At 35.4% G+C, this 22,360-nt stretch carries 8 protein-coding genes; 4 read left to right on the top strand and 4 right to left on the bottom strand.

Translation table 11 applies throughout. The features are described 5' to 3' along the window. Positions 1-7 precede the first annotated feature (7 nt). From QL232_RS17450 to QL232_RS17435, 4 genes are all read right to left on the bottom strand, one after another. The gene (locus tag QL232_RS17450; RefSeq protein ID WP_281615121.1) at positions 8-658 is read right to left on the bottom strand and encodes a sigma-70 family RNA polymerase sigma factor; all 651 of its coding nucleotides are present in this window, start codon (positions 656-658) and stop codon (positions 8-10) included. Between the two features lie 100 nt (positions 659-758). Then, complete coding sequence (locus QL232_RS17445; RefSeq protein WP_281615120.1) at positions 759-1,082, bottom strand: hypothetical protein; 324 nt, start codon at positions 1,080-1,082, stop codon at positions 759-761. 307 nt (positions 1,083-1,389) lie between these two features. Beyond that, positions 1,390-3,699 carry a GH92 family glycosyl hydrolase gene (locus QL232_RS17440; protein WP_281615119.1) on the bottom strand — a complete coding sequence of 770 codons (2,310 nt, stop codon included), beginning with the start codon at positions 3,697-3,699 and terminating at the stop codon, positions 1,390-1,392. Positions 3,700-3,721: 22 nt separating this feature from the next. Next, positions 3,722-6,004, bottom strand: coding sequence for a GH92 family glycosyl hydrolase (locus QL232_RS17435; RefSeq protein WP_281615118.1), 2,283 nt, complete (start codon positions 6,002-6,004; stop codon positions 3,722-3,724). 580 nt (positions 6,005-6,584) lie between these two features. Here QL232_RS17435 and QL232_RS17430 point away from each other — a divergent pair. From QL232_RS17430 to QL232_RS17415, 4 genes are all read left to right on the top strand, one after another. After that, on the top strand, positions 6,585-7,655 hold the full coding sequence (locus QL232_RS17430) for a type IX secretion system membrane protein PorP/SprF (RefSeq protein WP_281615117.1): 1,071 nt from the start codon (positions 6,585-6,587) through the stop codon (positions 7,653-7,655). A gap of 21 nt (positions 7,656-7,676) precedes the next feature. Further along, on the top strand, positions 7,677-14,606 hold the full coding sequence (locus QL232_RS17425; RefSeq protein ID WP_281615116.1) for a PKD domain-containing protein: 6,930 nt from the start codon (positions 7,677-7,679) through the stop codon (positions 14,604-14,606). A 191-nt stretch (positions 14,607-14,797) separates the two neighbouring features. Further along, entirely contained in the window at positions 14,798-15,856 is a 1,059-nt protein-coding gene (locus QL232_RS17420) for a type IX secretion system membrane protein PorP/SprF (protein WP_168884296.1), read from the top strand. An 11-nt stretch (positions 15,857-15,867) separates the two neighbouring features. Further along, the gene (locus QL232_RS17415; RefSeq protein WP_281615115.1) at positions 15,868-22,320 is read left to right on the top strand and encodes a PKD domain-containing protein; all 6,453 of its coding nucleotides are present in this window, start codon (positions 15,868-15,870) and stop codon (positions 22,318-22,320) included. The last annotated feature ends 40 nt before the right edge of the window (positions 22,321-22,360 follow it).

Genomic DNA, 22,360 nt, shown 5'->3' with positions numbered 1-22,360 from the left:
TAATTTTTTATTCCTCTTTGTCCAAGCAAGGTCCTATCATATTGATCATATCCTCTTTACTAAGATCCTTGTCATCACCAAGACTTTTTCTTAAATATTTAATACAGCGGCTCTTCTTATTACGGATTGCCTGCTCAGAACTATACTTGTCTTTATGGGTTGTTAACAGCATTTCATAAGACATAAGGTCAAAGTACAGTTTTTTTAGTAAATTCCTACAATCTGTTCCAATGCTTTTAAATGCTTCCGAAAATTTCTTTACAGTTTTCTGGTCTTCCTCGATAAAAGGTATTTCATCTATTAGGTCATAATCTTCTAATAAATGATCCGCACTTTCATCAAAAAAGCTGTACTTGTTCTGTTTTTTTTGCATATTGATCCATGCATTTCTACAAATACTGTATAAGTACGTGGAAATGTTCGCCCTTCCTTTAAATTGAGATGTTTCAATACTCATAATTAGTTTTGAAAGGCTATCCTGAAAGATATCTTCAGCATCTGCTTCGCAACCACCCATTTTTATGATCATCCTTAGTATTTTATCAAAGTTGTCTTGATAAATAAATTTGATAGTATCTGAGTAGTTTTGCTTACGAATGATGTTATTGATAATCTGTTCAGAAGTATAGTTAATTTTAGATTTAAAAATCTTAAACATTATACATGTTATTTATGTCGTCTTACAGCACAAATAGTGATTTATTAATTTGTGATAAAAGATATATTTAATTGACACTTAAATAAGTTCGAGTAGTGTTTCAGCTCTTATTTTTATTGTTTTCAAAACAAGCTATTATCAAATCCTTTGCCATTTCAAGCGAATCTTCTTCTTCTAAGTTTCTTAACTTCAGCTCGCCTTTGTAGTAATCCCCTCCATCTTCTAAAAACCCTTGTCCTTTGGGGGTAAAAACAGGAAAGTTATCAGGAGTAGATACTTCATATCTTCCATCATCGTTGACCGTCAGCGTTGTTGTTACCTGAAAGTAAAATGCTTTTGTTCTTTCAAACATATTTTTTAAAGCATTCGAGATGTTGATGAGTTGTTCTGTGTTAAGATAATTGATAAGTTCTTCTCTTGTCATACTATAAATCCTATTGTATTAAACAAATTTAGAGATTTCTACATAATAATAAAGTTTTATTGAAAATGTTTTTAATTATTTATCCTTTCGGTAAAAACATTACAACATTACTATTAATGGCATGAATTAGTCAATTTATAAATACACCTTTATATCTATAACAATTTCAATCACTTAATGTTCCCTGTAGTTAGATTAGTTATAATTTGCTATAATTTAATTCCTTACATGTAAATTGAGTTACAGAAAATAATAAAGGCACATTAACAACCGTAATGTGCCTTTAAATATTATATCAAAAATTGAATTATTTTTCTCTTGACATTGAATAAGGTACACTATCTTCTGCAGTACCCCAGTTCTTATTTGGTTGATCACCCATTTCAAAAACTAACTCACCTCCAGCCATAATTTGATCATGTGTGATGAATGTTTTATTAAAGTCTTTGCCATTTAACTTTGCTGATTGAATGTAAATATTCTTTTCATTATTGTTATTGGCAATCACTTTGAATGTGTTTCCATTTTCTAAAGACATTGTTGCCTCTTCAAACTCAGGTGAACCGATGGCATATTCTCCAGTTCCTGGAGCAACTGGGTACATTCCTAAAGCAGAGAATACATACCAAGCAGAAGTTTGTCCATTATCTTCATCACCACATAAACCATCAGGAGTTGGGCTGTAAAGGTCTTTCAATACTTTTCTTGTCCATTTCTGTGCTTTCCAAGGTTGACCTACATAATCATATAAGTATATACCGTGTTGTATAGGCTGGTTACCATGTGCATATTGGCCTGTTCCATATTTTTCATCAGCTACTTTCATTTCAGTAATTTCATGAATTTCGAAACCATAGTAATCATGATTGGCAATAGATGGAGTTGAGAATACAGAATCTAATTTTGCAGCAAATGCTTCTCTACCTCCCATTAAGTCTGCTAAACCTTCTGGATCATGGAATACTGACCATGTATAATGCCAAGATGACCCTTCAGTAAATGCACCACCCCAAGCTTCTGGGATAAATGGAGTCTGCCAAGAACCATCTTTCATTTTTGCTCTCATAAAGTTTGTTGATGGATCAAAAACATTTTTATAATTATCAGCTCTCTTACGGAAAAGATCAATCTCTTCTTGAGGTCTATTCAAAGCTTTAGCTAATTCCATGATTGTAAAATCAGCGTAAGCATATTCCAAAGTTCTTGCTGTGTTCTCATGGATGCCTACATCGTAAGGGATGTATCCAAGATCATTATAATAATCCACACCCATACGACCGACAGAACCTAATGGACCATGGTTTTTAGTATTCTTGATAATTGCAGCATAAAGTGTTTCAATATCGTATCCTCTGATACCTTTAAGGTAAGAATCAGCGATAATAGCTGCAGAGTTTGAGCCAATCATACAATCTCTGTGACCTGGTGAAGCCCATTCTGGCAACCAACCACTTTCATTATATGTATTAACTAAACCAGCCATAATATGACTATTTAACTCCGGATACATCACTGTAAAGAATGGGAAAACAGCTCTAAAAGTATCCCAGAAACCATTATCAGTAAACATATACCCTTCTTCTACTTGACCGTTATAAGGACTATAATGCACTAGTTTGTTATTTGCATCATACTCATAGAATTTTCTAGGGAAAAGCAATGTTCTGTACATTGAAGTATAGAAATTCTCCATACTTCTTTGAGTACCACCTTTCACCATTAACCTATTAAATTCTTTGTTCCATGCATATTGTGCTTCTTCTTTTACAGTAGTGAAAGATTTCTTACCAATTTCTCTTTTTAATGTTATCTCAGCCTGATCTATTGAGATAAAGGAAGAAGCTACTTTTGCTGTAATCACCTCACCATCTTTTGTGTCAAAGGTAACATAACCTGCTGTTCTATCTGCTTTTACCTCTTTTGATGAAGTAGCATCTTTACCATTCCAAGTACCTTGTGTTTTAAATGGCTTGTTGAAAACAATTACAAAATAGTTGGCAAAGTTATCTGGTACACCACCAGAGTTGTTTTTACAATAACCGACAATTTTATTTTCCTCAGGAATAATCTTCACATAGGAACCTTTATGATATGCATCTACTAATACACTACTTTCACCTGATTGCGGGAATGTAAATTGGAAGACAGCACCTCTAGTTGTAGGTGTTACTTCTGCTCTTGTATTATATGTTTCTAAATCTACACTATAGTAATGTGGCTTCGCCGTTTCAGTATCATGAGAATATTTAGATTGTCTTTCTTTCTCATTAAACTTCACTTCTCCTACCATTGGGAATAATGCAAATGCTGCATAGTCATTGATCCATGGTGATGGTTGGTGCGTTTGTTTTATTCCGTTAATACTATCTTTTTGGTACATATAAGCCCATCCATCTCCATTATTATTGGTTTGTGGAGTCCAGAAGTTCATTCCCCAAGGAGTTGCCACTGCTGGATAAGTATTACCTGTAGATAATCTAAAGTCTGACTTTGACCCTACTAATGTACTTACGTATTTGGTTAAGTCTTCTAATTCCTTTTTTTCTTCTTTCTTCTGTCCACAGGACATAATTGTAATAAGAAGAAGTAGATAAGGTAGTATTGTATTTTTCTTCATTATGATAATAGGATTGTAGTAATTATTGTATTGGTGATTTAGGAATATCATTAACATCAGTTCCCCAATTTTTATTTGGTTCTGGTCCCATAACAAACTTAAGGATACCTCCTGCCATTATTTCTTCTTGTGTGATATAGCTTCTATCTAGATCTTTACCATTAAGAGAAGCGGCTTGGATATAGACATTTTTATCCGATTGATTCTTTGCTTCGACAGTAAATGTTTTACCATTGCTTACTTGCATTGATACTCTATCGAACAAAGGTGAACCAATAATATATTGTTTATCGCCTGGGCAAACAGGATAGAATCCCATTGCAGAGAAAACATACCAAGCAGACATTTGACCACAGTCTTCATTATTAATCATGCCATCGGGTTTATCTGAATACATCTCGTCCATTATTCGGCGAATCATGGCTTGGGTTTTCCAAGGTTGACCAGCAAAATTGTACAAGTATGCATTAGCATGCCCCGGTTCATCTCCATGTGCGTAGCTACCGATAAATCCTGAAATATCTACATGTTCTTCACCTTTCATATCTAACTCTTGAGAAAATAAAGTATCCAAATCAGCAGCGAACGCATCTTTTCCTCCTTTCATTTCGATGAATTGAGAGATCGCTTGTGGAACAAAGTAATCATAAGCCCACTTATTGCCAGAAATCCAATGTTTCTGTAAAGGTTCCCATTGATCCATTTCTATATCACCAAACCATTGTCCATTTGACTTTCTTGGCCAAAATGTTTTTTTCTCTGGGTGATAAAGATTCGTGAAGTTCTGGGCTCTTTGCATGTATTTTTCATATAGCTTTTTATTGCCTGCTTTTTGTGCTACCTGAGCAATTACCCAATCTTCGTAAGCATATTCTAATGTCTTCGAGACGTTTTTGGGAATATGAGCTGGTACATAGCCTAACTTGATATATTCATTTAATCCACCATCGCCATCAGATGAAGAAATTTTATTAAAATGTGCAATATCATCCATTGCAGCCAAAGCCTCATTAACATCAATTCCCTTGACATCTTTCTGCATTGCTTCATAAATCACTGGTACTGATGGATAGCCAATCATACAAGTATTATCAAACCCTGCTAGTTCCCATAATGGCAAATGTTCTTTTGCATCTCTATGTCTTGAAATTAATGATTCTACAAAATCAGCTGAGTAATTAGGTGTCAGAAAACTGATAAGTGGTTTTGTTGCTCTAAAAGTATCCCATGTAGAGAAGTTTGAATAGTTCGTAAAACCATCTGCTTCTAACTTCTTACCCATGGCTACATACTTACCATCAACATCCATTGAAAGATTGGGGGCAATAAAGTTATGATAGATACCTGTATAGAAGATTCTTTTCTGTTCTTCTGTTCCTCCATCAATAGAGAATTTATTAAGAACTTCGCTCCATTGTTCCTGTGCATGTTGTACCGCTAAAGCAAATGAATTGTGACCTTCTGATAATAGGTTTTTTCTTGCTCCATTTAGACTTACTGCAGAAATAGCAACTTTAACTTCGATAGGATCATTTTCTCCCACTTTAAAGGTGGCAAAACCTTTTACATCTTTATCTTTTACTTTAAGATGAGAAGATATTTTCCCATTTCTCGAAATTTGAAACTTATCATAAGGCTTAGTAAACTTAATGATAAAGTATACATATCTTTTACCTCCCCAACCATTTGATTTACAATAACCCACAATTTCAGTTGGGTCATCTGTTGATATTTGAGCTTCCAGAACCTCACCAAAAATCAAGTTTGTAGGATCAATAATGATGTTAGCTGAATCGGTTGCAGGAAAAGTATATTTATGAAAACCTACTCTTTGCCCGGCTGTTAATGCTGCAGTAATTCCATAATCTTTTAGGTTTACTTCATAAAAACCTGGTTCTGCTATTTCTTCATCATGTGAGAATCTAGATCTCCACCCTAAATCCGGCTGATCTTGTGGTCCCGACTCTAATTGAATATCACCAACAGTTGGCATAATCAATATATCACCTAAATCGGACCATCCCGTACCACTTAAATGGGTATGACTAAAACCTTTTATTGTTGAGTCATTATAATGATAACCACTACAATGGTCCCACCCTTTTGTGTCTGTATCTGGACTTAATTGGATCATAGAAAACGGGATCGTTGCCCCAGGAAAAGTATGCACGATTCCTCCTGTTCCAATAAATGGGTCAACATAATCAATTGGTTTTTGTTGTATTTCTTTAACTACTTCTTTTTCACAAGATAATGTGATAATAGTTAATAGAACTGATGATAAAAGTAATATAGATTTCCTCATTAAATTACGATGATTGATGAATCATAACTGCATAAACAAGCAATTTCATGCAACATTACGCAAGATATCTTTGAAAGATAAATTATCAAAATGACACTTATAAGAAGTTGGGTTTTCTTTAGAATTATTTACAGGAAATATGATTTTTAAAGTTTCTCAACCAACAATTGGGTTGCCATAACATTGAGGTATCTTTAATCACAAAAAGATTGTCTTGTATAACGATTACCTATTATTTCATGACAAAAAGGATTTTTTTTCTACATGTGAAAGTAAAAAAGAATATTTTTTTGAATGAGAGAAGTACAACATTTGAAAAATAGTAAGTGAAGGGTAAAACCTTCAAATTAAAGGTAATGAATCCACATTAAGAACAAATGTAAGTTCTTTCAAAAAAGGCACTATCTAGGAAAAATTCAATCATATCTCATCTTAATCTTACAATTGAACTAATTTTTCTACTCGTATACACAAGTACTTATCGCATTAGGTACGAAGATTGCAATTATATCGATACTACTAAATAATTGTATAATTCTAAGACCACGTACTGCAATACTTAACTTAGAAGACGAATTCAATGAGAAAGCAAATAACAAAAGTTATCCAATTTTTTTTCTGGTTGACTTTACTACTTTATAATCAATACTCTCACGCTCAAGATGCACATCTGTCACAATACTATGCAGCTCCATTGTATTTAAATCCTGCATTGGTGGGCACAGCTGGCGATGGGCGAGCAAATATTAATTACCGTAATCAATGGGTAGGATTACCTTCTAATTACAGTACTTTTTTGGCGTCTTTCGATACTCCTATTCCAAAGAAGAATATTGGTGTAGGTGTTTCTTTGCATCAGGATGTTCTTGCTCAGAATTCTGGAGCAGTAATGGATCGATTTATTTTTAATGCGACAGGAGGTTATAAACTACAGATCACAAATAAGTATCAGTTAAGTTTTGGATTACAATTAGGTTTCGAACAATCATCTTTAGGCTTTTACCACCTTCTTTTTGGTGATCAAATTGATGACGATGGTATCACTGGTAATCCAACTGGTGATCGAGTGGATAGGGATAGTAGGATTTACCCGGATATTTCTGCGGGTACTATGTTTTATGGAAAAGACTTTTGGGTAGGTGTTTCCTTCTTCCACATCAATCAACCAAATATTTCAAGATATGAGGTAGGGCAAGATAACCTTCCTCTTCGCTTCAGTATGAATGCTGGCTATAGAATTCCCCTTACCTATCGTTGGCATGGCACTATTGGAAACTATGATGATAGAACGTTAAGTTTTATGATGCATTACCAGTCTCAAGGGAGAAAAGACCAGCTGTCAACTGGCGTCAATTTAAATTATCATCCTATTATTTTAGGATTATGGTATAGAGGATTAATTATTAAAGATAACGAACACCCTTCTCAATTTAATCAAGATGCAATTGTCATTATGAGTGGTGTACAATTAAAGCGATTTACTATTGGATATAGTTATGATCACCCTATTGGAGGTCTTAGTGTTTCTGAAGGAAATTCACATGAATTATCACTTAGATATGATATGAATTTCTACCCTGATTACAGAAAGAAAAAGAAAAAAGGCAAAGTAGGTGTACCGACAGATAAATGTCCTATTCCAAACCTGTAACATTGATAAACGACATACAAAATGAAACTGAGGATTTACGATATATTACTTTTATTTTTACTTACTTTATTTTTTGTTCCTGATATATATGCACAGCAGCTCATGGTGGGTAACCAAAATGCTGGCAATCCTTTTCCAAGTGACCTTGGTGGATGTAATAACTTCAATTCAAAATTCTATATTGATGAACAAGGTAATGGTAGTATCACCAATTTAAGATGGGATTTTGGTGATGGTAGTCCTATTATTTATGGCAATACAAACCCTACAAAGATATTTTTCAATACTTCCGACAATACCATTGTATATACCATTACGGCAACATTCGATCAAGGTGGTGGAGAGAAAGTATTAACAGGAGATGTGACGATCTTCCCTGCTCCAGAAGTAGAATTTGAAGCAAGTGTTTACCAAGGATGTACTGGTACACAGGTCGCATTTACGAAAACATCATCTATCAATGTTAATGGGCTTCAGTTTCTTATCAATGGTCAGACATTAACAGAAGGTGTCTATTCTAACCCATTACCTGCTAACCCCGGAGGATATGTCGCTTACCTGGTTGGTACTACGGACAATGGTTGTTATATCAATAGTGAAATTCACACAAAAATTGTCATTACTGATATTGTAGAGCTTCAACTAAGCCCTGAAGAGGTTGTTAGTTGTTTAAATACTCATACTGAAAACTTTTCCGTTTCTGCTATTCTCTCTGATGGATCAAATACTCCAGTGACACTACCTGATGATGAGTATATTTGGGACTTTGGTGATGGCAGTACAGCTACTGGTCAAAATGTGTCTCATACTTTTGATATTGCCAATGGCGATAACTATACCGTAACAGTTTCTGCTGATAATGGTGGTTGCCCTGTAAGTGAAACTATTCCTGTTTCCATTGGAGTAGGTACAGATATGTTTTCTGTGACCGAACCTTCATCGTTTTGTGCTTTTTACCCCGTTACTTTTACTCCTACTCTTCCAAGTAATTTAGACGGTGATAATATTACTTGGGATTTTGGTGATGGTAGTTCAACACAAACGACACAACTTCCAAACAGTGTAAGTCACAACTTCACCAATTCTACAAATGCTAATATTCAATATACAATCACAAGTACATTGGATAATGGATGTGCTTACAGTGAAGTGATTACTGTACCTCCTATGACGTTAAGCGGAATTTCAATTACCGCAGATCAAACAGAGTTTTGTACTGATAATAATTTCACCGTTAATTTAGGAATAGATAACCTAAATAATGTGACCAACTTTTTTTGGCGATTAAAGGGTACTAATGATCAGGATGAAGTGAATAACACCACTCCTTCCTATACATTTTCTAGTTATGGAACTTATACTATCGAATTAGTTGCCAACGACTTTGGTGAGTGTGTGATAGACGAAATAGTTATTACATCAACTCCAATTGTTGTGTCAATTGACGGTATTATTGATGATTGTGAATTTCATAGTTTAGATTTAGATTATTCTTTAACTCAAAATGGCAGTCCTATTACAGATACTTCGGTATCAAGGACTTGGACCATAAATGGTAGAAATACAGGGTATAACGACAATAGCTCAAACACTACCTTTAATTTAAGTAATCTAGCAGCAGATGAATACGACATCACTATTGATCTAGATTTTGGTAATGGGTGTACCTCTACTGTCACTGAAGTATTAAGAGTTGGGGAGAAAATTAACCTAGCTTTCTCTATTGAAATTGATGGAAATGATGGATTGATAGAACCAAATGTGTGTAATGGAACAGTAGTCGATTTTAATAACACAACTGTTAGTTCGATTCCTGATAATGATATTCAATACTTTTGGGATTATAACGTAGCGGATGTCAATAACCCTAATTGGACTCCTGCTAACAATGTTGGTGGTGATGGGCAATTTACCTATGACGATTTAGATGATGGAGAGTATATCGTTGGATTTTGGGCTAGACAAGATGGTTGTGAAACCGATCCAGTATTCCAAAAGATCAATGTTATTATCCCAAGGGCTAATTTTGACCTCCTCATCACAGATGTCTGCGATCCTAATTCTATTACAATCCAAAATTTATCATCGGGTGCATCTACAGGAGGTGAATATGTCTGGGATTTTGAAGTAAATGGTAGAACTGAACAGATTCGCACCACCGATGAAAACCATGATATCATTAATGATCAACTATATAAAGATTTAAACGTCACTTATGGTGAGACACTAAATGTGACATTAACTGTTTACAATACGGGTTCTCAACCTACAATCCAACCTCCAACTTATTGTGAGGATGAATTTTCTAGTAGTGTTACAGTAGCTTTAAAACCTGATCCATTAGCCATTACTTGGGGAGAATCAAGTACTAACTATAATATGCCAAGTGATGTTTGTACAAGCACCCCTATCTATTTTAATCCAGGTGTTTCTGATGCAGGAACCTATGAGTGGACTTTTACAAATACAAATACAGGATCCATAGTAAATATTACAGGTAGACGCCCTAATTATACATTTACTGAAGAAGGCACATGGGAATTTGAAGTGGATGTAAACTATGATAATGGTTGTTCTGATCAATTAAAGAGCGGTACGATCAATGTATACGAAATGACACTCTCAATTAGTGATAGTGAAAATAATATATGTTTGGGTGAACCAGTAACCTATTCAGTAGATGCTGGTAGTGTTTTAAATGCTCCAAATATTACTTGGGAATGGTGGGTCGACAACCGAGATGGATCTACAGCTACAATGGAATCTTCTGGATCAACTAATGTTATTGATGATTTTACATACACTTATACCTATGTAAATAATCCACAAAGGAGGTCTAAAAGAGTCTACCTTAGAGTCTATTCGGATGCTTGTCCTTTAGAAGTTTCTGAAAATACTAGAGTGACGCAACCTCAACTTGATTTTTCAGATAATGTCGATGATTATATAAACTTCGTATATAAGTGTGATTACATTGAAACATATGTTGATCCAAAAATTACTGATGAAACCGTTTACAATATTCAAAATGGTTCAACATTGTGGAATATTACAGCTCCTGACGGAAGCACAACGACAGTAACACCTGATGCACAAAGCAGTAATATCTATCAGTTTAATTCTTTCACTGAGGGGCAATACACCATAGAGTTAACGATTACAGACCAAAACGGATGCTCAGTCACTGATGAAATTACTTTTGATGTCCCTGAATTACCTATCGGAGAAGCTAGGTTTACACCAAGTGAGTTATCACTTGACTGTCCATCATCAATTACATTTACTGATTTGGCAGATAACACCGATGGAAATTCCATTACTCGAACAGATGCGGATGGTAATATTGTCCCTATCACTAAATGGACATGGGCAATTGAAAAAGGCGGCAGTACAGTATTCATGTTAGAAGAAACCTCAGGATCAATTAGTTATTTCTTTGAACCTGGTGATTATATAATAAAATTAACAACAGAAGATGCTGAAGGGTGTACTTTCACTGCAGATGACTTTGTTTTAGAAGTTGGTGGAGTTAGTGGCTCATTTTACATCTATAAAAAAGCAGGTTATGCTCCTCTAACTACTTCTATGGAAGCTATTCCTGGATATGTATCTGATGATGTAATTAGTATCGAATACATCTGGGATTCAGATTATGGTGACGGTGGAGACAATCAAATTCAAGAGTTTACTTATGCTTTAAATCAAGATGTTATTTATACTCCTAAGTTGATTTTCCAATCTCAAATTCAAGCACCTAATGGCACTATATCCAGCTGTGATTATGGTGCTGTATCAGATGAATATATTTCAGTTTTCCGTATTCCAGAGGTTGTATTGGGTGATATTCATTTATGTACATCGGCAGGAGATACAACTGTAGAAGGTTATGATAAAACATTTGAAGTAGCCAATGTAGACATCCCTGGGAAATTTAGTTATAAAGGAGAAACTAAATACCAATGGTTTGTAGATGGCAACCTTATTCCTGAAGCTGATGGAGGTATGGATTCTGTTGTAACATTCACCTATGGAAATACCGGTGGATATTTTGAAGTTGATCCTGACGATGAGGATGGCCGTGATTATACATTAAAAATTTGGGTAGATGCTGAGTATGTAGACTATGTTAATCCTTCATATAATCATACTGATACTGAAACTGCATCTTCAGAAAGGACATTTAATGTGAAGTATGATCCTACCTTAACTCCAGAATTAGAAGATATTACCTCTATCTGTTTATACGATTCTGCAACATTCGATGCCAGTGCGTCTGGTTTTACACCATTCAGTAGAGGAACGATCACAAACTATACATTTGAAATTTCTGATGGTTCAAATATCATTGAGACAATAGCTCAAGAAGATAGTGTATTAAAATATAAGTTTACGACCGAAGGAACTTATGATATCACTATGACCATCACTTCTGATAACCTCTGTGACGAGGCATCAATTACAAAACAAGTTGTGGTTGAACCAATTCCAACGGTTGATTTCTCATCAACTACTGTTTGTCTTGGTGAACCTACCACTTTCGATAACCTATCTTCATTTAATGGAACATTACTATCAATAGATTCTACAACAATACAAGAAGTTCGTTGGTATTTTGATCATTTAAATGCTCCTACTGTAGTACATTCAAATACCATTTCACCAGAGTATATTTTCCCTACTGAAGGAACTTACGAAGTGAAATTGGAAGTATATACTGTTTTTGGATGTGTAGAAGAAATAATAAAGGAAGTCACTATCAATCCACTTCCATCAATAACACCTGATGAAGACACCTACATTTGTTTTGGTGAGTCTATCACTCTATCAGTTATTGGAGGCACAACATACGAATGGAGTACAAGTGAAACGACACCTAGTATTACAGTCACTCCTACCGCAGATTCTACTACATATTATGTTAAAGCATGGAATGAATTTGGTTGCTTAACAGAAGACAGTGTGAAGATTTATATGATTCCAACTTTCAGAGAATCACTTACTGAATTTAGAGCCTGTGAAGGGGAAACGATTGAGCTAGACGGTAGTATTAATGAATTTGAAGGGACAGTAGAAAATTTTGATTGGTCTAATGGTGAAACTACCTCTAGTATAACAGTTACTGAAACTGGTGATTACACAATAACAAACAGAGTACTCAGACCTGATGGTCAGTATTGTACTTTAGTAAAAACATTTAGAGCAGTATTTAATGAATTGCCTCAAGAATTTGATCGAGATACATTAGTACATTGCTTTAATACTGGAGACATTACTATTCAAGCACCAGAGCAACCTGGATATACTTACTTATGGGATCAAGGGGAAACTACTTCGTCGGTAACAAGGAGTCAAATTGGCGTTTACTCTGTAACTATTATCGATACCTCAGATACAACCAATTGTGAAACTTATACTTCTATTGAGGTGATTGATCCAATCACTGATGCTAATTTCACAGCGACTAGTGTTTGTATTGGTTTCCCAACAACATTAACGGCAGACTACATTAATACAGATGATATTACAGTTGAATATGCTTGGAATTTATCTGGATTTGATACCACCACAACTACTCCAATACTAGAATATACTTTCCCCACACACGGTATTCAAGCGGTTTCATTGGTAGTTACTCCAGTTGGAGGTTGTTCTTCAGAAGAGATCATAAACAATGTTACGGTTTTTGAACTACCAGAACCCTCTTTTAGTGTTGAAGATATCTGTGTATTTAATGAAGCAGAATTTATCAACCTTTCAACGCTTGAAGGGAGAAGTCTTCGATCAGGTGATTTTGGTATTGCTAAAGTAGAATGGGACTTCAATTATGATGGTGCATCGGACAACTTTACCTCAGAAGAATTTTCACCTAGAAACTTATATAATGAAGTCGGAACATTTAATGTCTTACTACAAATAACAACTACTAATGGGTGTATAAAACGCTTCGAAAGAGAATTAAATGTACACCCTGAACCTACGATTACCATTACTGAAGACTTCTATATCTGTGAAGGTGAAACAGCAGATTTAACAGCCGAAGGTGGAGTCGCTTATTTATGGAGTAATAACCAAATAAGTGGAAATATTTCTGTTCAACCTACAGAAGATCAAACGTATTCAGTTATGGTCACCAATGAATTTGGATGTGTTAGCTATGACTCTGTTACTGTATTTGTTATTCCAAAAATCGAAACAGAACAAGTAGTTTATGAAGTCTGTGAGACTGAAGAAGTAACATTAGATGCAAATATTGGAAACTACTCTGGAACTACTCAAGGTTTTGTTTGGACAACAGGAGAAACTTCTTCTACAATTACCGTTAGTGAACCAGGGGAATATTCTGTTGTCAATACAGTATTACATGAAAGTGGAAAGGAATGTACATTTTCTCAAACATTCGAAGTGATACACCGTCCACTACCTCCTGAATTCGCTGTAACAGATACAGTCATTTGCTTTGAAACGGCGATAGAAATAGAACTTCAAGCACCGCAAGACAATGGCTTTTTATACTATTGGGAAGATACAGGAGAAACTACTTCATCCGTAAAAAGAGACGAAGAAGGTGAATATACTGTCAGAATTATAGATGCAAATTACGATACTGAATGTGAAACAATAACAAGTATTCAGGTCACTGATATTTGTCCACCAAAAATGCATACCCCAACAGCAATGACTCCAAACCAAGATGGTTTAAATGACGAGTTTCTGATTAGATCTAAATATGCATTAAACATCGACTTAACCATCTATAATAGATGGGGTGAAATCATCTTCAACCGAAGATATGCTGACTCCGATCAGGCTAGGACTGAAGGCCAAGGTTGGGACGCTAAGTGGAGAGGTAAATTAGTACCTGGTTCAGTGTATACGGTTATCATTGAGTATGACAGTGAGCTTGATGGCTCCCATCATAGAGAATCGTCTCATGTTACCGTTATTCGATGATTGTAATGCTCTGTAATGGGTAATTACAATGGATGTAACTATTTGTAACGCACTTTGACTACAGAAAAAGCCTTTTTGGTAAAACGATTATTTATATTTACCGTACGATTTATATAAATAAATGTACCGAAAAGGCTTATTTTTTTTGACTGATTAGTACTCTATTCTCATTTCATTGCTTTATATACTACATGAGAAACTACTTTATTCTATTTACTTTCACGATACTATCTTTCTATAATGTATCATCGTACGCACAAGATGCACAACTATCACAATATTATGCATCGCCTCTATACCTGAACCCCGCTTTAGTTGGAACAAGTGGAGATGGAAGAGCTGTGTTAAATTATAGAAACCAATGGGTAGGTTTACCTTCCAACTACATGACAGTGATTGGTGCATTTGACACTCCTATTCCTAAGAAGAATATTTCACTGGGGTTTCAAGTACATGAAGATATAATTGGAACAGGAACTGGGGCACATTACGATAGAACTATTGTTAACGCTACAGGTGGATATAAACTAAAAATAGATAAAAAATACACACTTTCGTTTGGCTTACAAATTGGGTTTGAGCAATCATCCCTTGGATTCTACAACTTGATATTTGGTGATCAGATTGATGATGATGGAATCACAAATAATGCTACAAGAGAGAGTGTTGGCAATACTTCTCTGATTTATGCAGATATATCTTCAGGGTTACTTTTTTATGGAAAAGATTTTTGGATTGGTACTTCATTTTATCATATCAACCAACCTTCTATTACAAGGTATGAAACCGGAAATGATCAATTGCCATTGCGTTTCTCAATAAATGCTGGGTATCGCATTCCTTTAACGTATAGATGGCATAATTCTGTACCTGATTACGATGATAAAACCATTTCTTTTATGATGCATTATCAAGCACAAGGAAGAAGTGACCAATTAAGTACAGGAGTAAACTTTAATTACAAGCCTCTAATTCTAGGTTTATGGTATAGAGGCTTAATTGTAAAAGAAAACGACCACCCTAATCAGTTCAATCATGATGCTATCGTGATTATGTCTGGTGTTCAGGTGAAACGAATAACTTTCGGTTACAGTTATGACCATCCTATTGGAGGATTGGCTGTCTCTGAGGGAACAAGTCATGAAATATCATTGCGCTACGACTTTGACTTTTATAAAAACTACAGAAAGAAAAATAAAAAAGGGAAATCAGGTCTTCCATCAGATGAATGTCCGATTCCTAATTTTTAGATGAAATAAATATGCGAAATATCTATTGCTTACTTTTTATCGTACTAACACTAACGGTATTCCATACTTCAGAAGCTCAAGTTCTTAAAGCTAGAAACTTAAGTGTTATTGGAGATGATAATGAATTTAATATTACTGAAGGAGACATTGTGCAAGGTTGTGAAACTTTAAGTTTACAATTTTTTGTAGATGGACTAGATCCTACAAAATCCTATACTTATTCTTGGGATTTAGGTAAGAATACATCTTTGTATACTATACCTACTCCAGCAGAGCAGTATCAGCAAAGTGGGGATTATTCAATCTCTGTAACGATTTCAGATGGAGAAAACTCTACTCAATTAGATGGAGTACTTCATGTTGCAGGTATTCCAGATGTCACCTTCACGATTACCAATATTTCTGGGGAGGACCCTCAACAAGGGTGTTCTTTAGATGAATATCAATTTTCAGTTGATGATCCATCCGGATTGGCAAGTTATAAATTTAGTGTGGGACAATATCTGATTGATGAAGCACCTTACCAAAAAGAATTGCTAGCCGGTATTTATAATGTTACATTAATTGGTATTACAAATGAAGGATGTCAGGTATATACATCACAGTCCCTTACCGTTCATGATGATATTGAAACGACAATCACTTCTTCACCTTATGTTTGTGAAAATACTGCCGTTATTTCTGCCAATTCAATCGCACAAACACTAAAAAGAACAGCCCCAGATGTAGTTTACTTATGGAATTTTGGTGATGGCACCCAAGCTACAGGAAACAATATCACACATACATTTAACAAGGAAGGACAATTTATTTATGATGTATCTTTAGTCGCATATAGTGGCTCTTGTACTCCAGTATTAACGACACAACGCTTTTACACTGCAGTTGAGGATAGTTTAATACAAAAACATATTCCTTCAAATTCATGTGAGAGTTATCAAGTAATGTATACTCACAATACTTCTATTTATCCTTCTGATTTAGAGATTGTCTATGATTTTGGAGATGGAAGTGAGCCTGTCACTCATTTCGCAAAAGATACAGTATATCATACTTACACTAATATTACTTCGGCAGATATTGACATGTATCCAAAAGCCTATGCTGGCGGATGTGTAATTACAGATACTGTGACTGTTCCTACTTTTAAAGATGCCCTTGAAATTGCTTTTACAACTGATCAAGAGGTTTATTGTGGTGAAGATTTTAGTGTAAACGTCGAGATAGAAAATCGTAGACCATTAGCTAAATACGAGAGCTATTATTGGAAAACCTATCATTATGTTGATGGTGAAGTAAGTACCGTTTCAACTTACGATGGGATCGATGAAACCATAATTTTAAGTGGTTATGGAGACCATACCATTCAACTTATTGGGGTGAAAAATGGTGGAGAATGTACTCTTGATCAGAAGAAAGTTTCGTCTAAAGAAATAAGTATCAAACTAAAAGGAAAAATAAAAGGCTGTGCTCCTATTTCTTCTGACCTCAGTTTCACATTATTCGAAGATACTTTAGAGTATGAAAAAGAACCTGAGAGTATTGTATGGACCATTAGAGACCTAAAGACAAATGAATTGTATGAAAGTAGTGTCACCAATTCAATTTCTTACACCGACCTGCCAATGGGACTTTACGTCTCGAAGATTGTTGTTAAGCTAGAAGAAGGTTGCCGTTATACTTTTTTTGAAGTGCTTCAATCTGGTGGAGAAGTGTACCCGAAATTTCATATTCCGGATACTACAATTTGTAATGGTACCTCCTTCTATTTCGAAAACTTAACGACTGATGCTGAAGATGGAGTCAACCTCAATGAAACCATTTATGAATGGAACTTCGATTTAAATAGAGGTGGAAAATGGGAAGTAACTGAAGAAAGAGACGGATCTATTACACATGAATTTATTGGTGTTGAAGAAGGTACAGTCACTGTAGGTCTAAGAGCAAAACATTATGGCTGTACGTCGGAGGTATTTACTCAAGAGATTAACATCTTAACACCAAACCCTGATTACTCTGTAGTTAAAACACTTTGTAATGCATCCAATTTTTATATTCAGAATACCTCAACAGGACATGATGGACCATTTGACTGGACATTTAGGGTCGGTTCAAGTAAACATAATAAAGCTGATCAACATCTTACGTTAACAACAACAACCGTAAGTGAATCTCCAAATGATCATCCAGACTATAATCTTATTGTGCAGGATGGTGATACAGTATATACAGAATTATACCTAGATGATCCTACTTCTTTATTAGAGAATAGCTTAGAATATTGTGAGGTAATTCGTTATGACACCACCATTTTCTCATCTGCTCCGATCGTTTCTGAAATGATCTGGGGGCTTGACGAAACAGACGATAGATCTCCTAGTACTATCTGTTTAGGTCAAACCTTCAACTTCCGAACAGACTATGAGCATTTTGATACCCATCCGGTAACCTTTTTATGGATCATCAATAATGATAGTATATATGATCAGCAATTCGATTATTCTTTTAACCGATTAGGTTCTTACGATTTGCGTTTAGAAATGTACGACCGTAGAAGCCGTTGTGAGGTTGAGTTTGATACTATTATTGATGTAAAAGGTTTTCAGATGACTTCTACAGCTGACTCCGTATGTGCTGGTTCTACGATTAACTACTCGATGTATGATCTTAGGATTGAAGATGATGAATTACAATCTTGGGTCTGGTCTATTGATGGTGTTCCTATCGTAAGTGGTACAACAGCTCCGATACAAGACTCTTTTGACTATACTTTTACAGATACAAAAGCCAACCAACATGAAGCTTATGAAGTTTCATTAGAAGTCTTTATTGATGGATGTAGTGTAAAGCAAACCATACCTACATATATTACGGGGCCTAAAGATTACCTCTCTTCTGCAACTGCGAGTTATTATTATCAGTGTGATTATGTAGAGGTAACCATCGACCCAAAAATCACATATGAGAACTTTTTCACTTCTTATGAAGAAGAAGGTACCTTTATTTGGGATATTACCAACCTTACTACTGGCGAAACAGAAACCATTTCTCCATCTAATACTGTAAGAGGCATACATAATGATTCTATCTTTATTTTCTCGCAAATTGAGACTGGGCAATACCAAGTAACATTAACAGCTGAAGACATTATTGGCTGTACATCAACAAGCTCATTTAATATTGATGTCCCTGCAGTTTTAACTGCTGAAGCTGGCTTTACTCCAGAATACACCTCTGTCTCTTGTCCTCAGTTTATTCAGATTCAAGATCTTGCTGATGGTACTACGGGGAATTCAAGGCCTAGATACGATGATATCAATAACGCACAAATTGATATTGTTACTTGGCACTGGAATATTGAAAGAGAGGATGGAAAAGAAACATATTTCCCTACTTCTGAAGGAGCCTTTATCAATTATTTTGAACCAGGAATTCATAAGGTAAGCTTAATTACAGAAGATGAACGAGGTTGTTACTTCTATTCTGATACAATAGATGTAGAAGTTGGTGGTGTAAGAGGTATCACTGATATCGTTCAAAAAATCGGATACGCTCCTTTCACTGCAGAAATGAATGGTATTATCGAATATACAGCTACAGATGTTGTTGATATTTCACAATTCTGGACCAGTGGACATGGTTATACTGCCACAGATAATCCTCAATCGTTTACTTATGAAAATGAGACCAATGAGGATAAAAGCTATTTACCAGAATTAACCTTTGTATTTAAAATTGGTTCTGGACAACAATGTTCTTATGCATCACAAAATGATGATACCGTAACGGTACTTCGATTACCTCAACGTACTGTATCTGATATTTTCAGATGTGCTTATTTGGGTGACACTACATTAGCAGTTTACGACTCTACTTTTACTCCTGCTAATAAGGTAACCGATTCCTATAGTTACATAGGTGAAATGACGTATCAATGGTATGTTGATGGAGAAAAAATAAGTGCTGATCTAGGTGGAGCTGATTCTGTCGTTACATTTACACAATCTGATGAAACTTCACCATTTTATGTTGATCCAAATGGATCATCTAAAACCTTTATTGTAGAATCTTGGGTAGACGCTCTTTATACTGATTTTGAAGATGATAGTCGTACTCATTGGGACTATAAACAGGGATATCAAAAAGACGAATTTACTGTGCAGTTTGAACCAACTGTAATTCTAGATTTATCACTCGACACACTAAGTTGTACTAATAAATCGATGGTTTTTGAAGCTTTCGAGACTTCAAATTATCAAGGAGAAATCAACAGTTATTTATGGTCATTCTCCAACGGGTTGGATACCACTACCACATCCAATGAGCTAGATATTAGTTTTGCAGATGAAGGTGATTATTCTGTAACTGTTGCTGCCATCACTAACTTATCATGTGAAACGAGTAGTGCTACAGCTTCATTCAGTTTACTTGAAAGTCCTATTTTGGCCTTTTCTATCCTTCCTACCTGTGAAGGATTGCCTTTAAACATCGAACAACTCTCGACCTACAATACAGACCTTTTAACTGTAGACTCTTCTTTGGTAAGTTCAGTCCTCTGGAGTATAGAAGAAACTGGAAGTCAGTACTCACAGCTTACACCGGATATCTATCTTGAAAATTCTGGAGATTATACCTTCCAATTGGAAATTGCTATGGAAAATGGGTGCTCGTTCTCTTACTCTGAATTTGTTACCATAGAAATCAACACATTACCTACTGATTATTCTTTCGATACATTACATTGTTTTGAAGCATTAGGTGACCTGACTATAGAATTACCAAATAACAGCAATTATGATTATTCTTGGGAAGGGTCATCCAATACAACCCCTATCCATACGGTTTCTGAAGCTGGCACCTATTATTGTACAATTGTAGATAATAGTAAATCAACCGCCTGCGAAAGAGTAGTTGAAGTAGAAGTAATAGAACCAAGAATTACCCCTGTGCTTCAATGGGAAAATGTCTGTTTAGGAGAAAGTATGACAATAGACGCCTCTTCCTCATTTAGTAATGTCGATGAAGATACGCTTACATATCAGTATTTCTGGAATATTAATGCATCATTTGACACCGTGACAACCTCTCCAAGTCTATCGTATACCTTTACGACAGAAGGAACGCAAAATATTTCATTGGCATTATTGCCATCACAAGGGTGTTTATCACAAACGATATCACAAGATGTAGAAATTCATTATTTACCAGAAGTTGCCTTTGAAGTAGATACGGTTTGTCAAAATGAGCCTGCCTATTTTATTAATTATTCAAGACACCTTGATCAACTGATCAACCGCTCCAGTGATCAAATCGCAAGCGTACAATGGGATTTTGAATACAATGGCACTACTCCAAATTATACTTCCACTGAAATTAATCCAACACATCAGTACGATACACACGGTGATCATAACATTCTTCTTTCAGTAACTACAATTTATGGATGTACAGTTAGTTCGGAGGGGCAAATTCATATTCGTGAGATCCCAGAAGTCAATTTAATAGAAGATCAAGTCATTTGTTATGGAGAAGCTGCAACACTTACTGTTGATGGAGGTATATCCCAACTTTGGAGTACCAACAGTAATGAAAAACAAATTACTGTAGCTCCAGAAGAAGATACTTTCTACACCGTAACGGTTGACAATGAATTGGGTTGTTCGGTAACAGATACAGTTTGGGTATATGTGATTCCTACTTTTGAAGATACCACAACTGTATATGAAGTATGTGAAGGAATTGAATTCGAACTATCTGCCAATGTTTCAGAGTACGAAAACATTACGCAAGCCTATTCATGGAGTTCAGGTTCTACCAATCAAACAATTTTGGTGGATCAACCTGGAATTTATACAGTAACCAATACGATCGTTCATGACAGCGGAAAAGAATGTATCATCACAAAAACATACGAGGTTATCTATAGAGACCTTCCTCCTTCATTTGCTAGTATTGATACCGTTGCTTGCTTTGATGATGGTTTCAAGATTGAATTACAAGCTCCACAAGGCGATGGATATGTATATTACTGGCATGATACAGGAGAAACTACGTCGTCTGTACTAAGAAATGAACAGGATACTTATGCGGTGACTATCACTGACACCTCATACCCTACAGCTTGTGAAACTTATACAGAAATATTTGTCGACGAGATATGCGATGACGATTTCTTCAATCCAACTGCATTTACTCCTAATGGTGATGGATTAAACGATGAATACCATGTCCACTCGAAACATGCTGTTGATATTCAAGTGAGTATCTACAATCGTTGGGGTGAAATCATCTTTGCCAAAAACTATGAGAATTCTGATGCTGCCAAAGAAGAAGGTGAAGGTTGGAACGGCACATACAAAGGTAAAACGGTACCAAGTGGCGTTTACACTGCCGTAGTTAGTTATACATCAGAACTGAACGGCACACAACACCGAACAAGCAACCAAATTACTATTTTACGTTAATTTTTTAAGAAGTCGTATCAACATTTGTGATATTTTGAAA

The organism is Flammeovirga sp. SubArs3, assembly GCF_947387565.1.
GTDB classification, from domain to species: domain Bacteria; phylum Bacteroidota; class Bacteroidia; order Cytophagales; family Flammeovirgaceae; genus Flammeovirga; species Flammeovirga agarivorans.
This window is presented reverse-complemented; position numbering and strand designations above follow the sequence as displayed.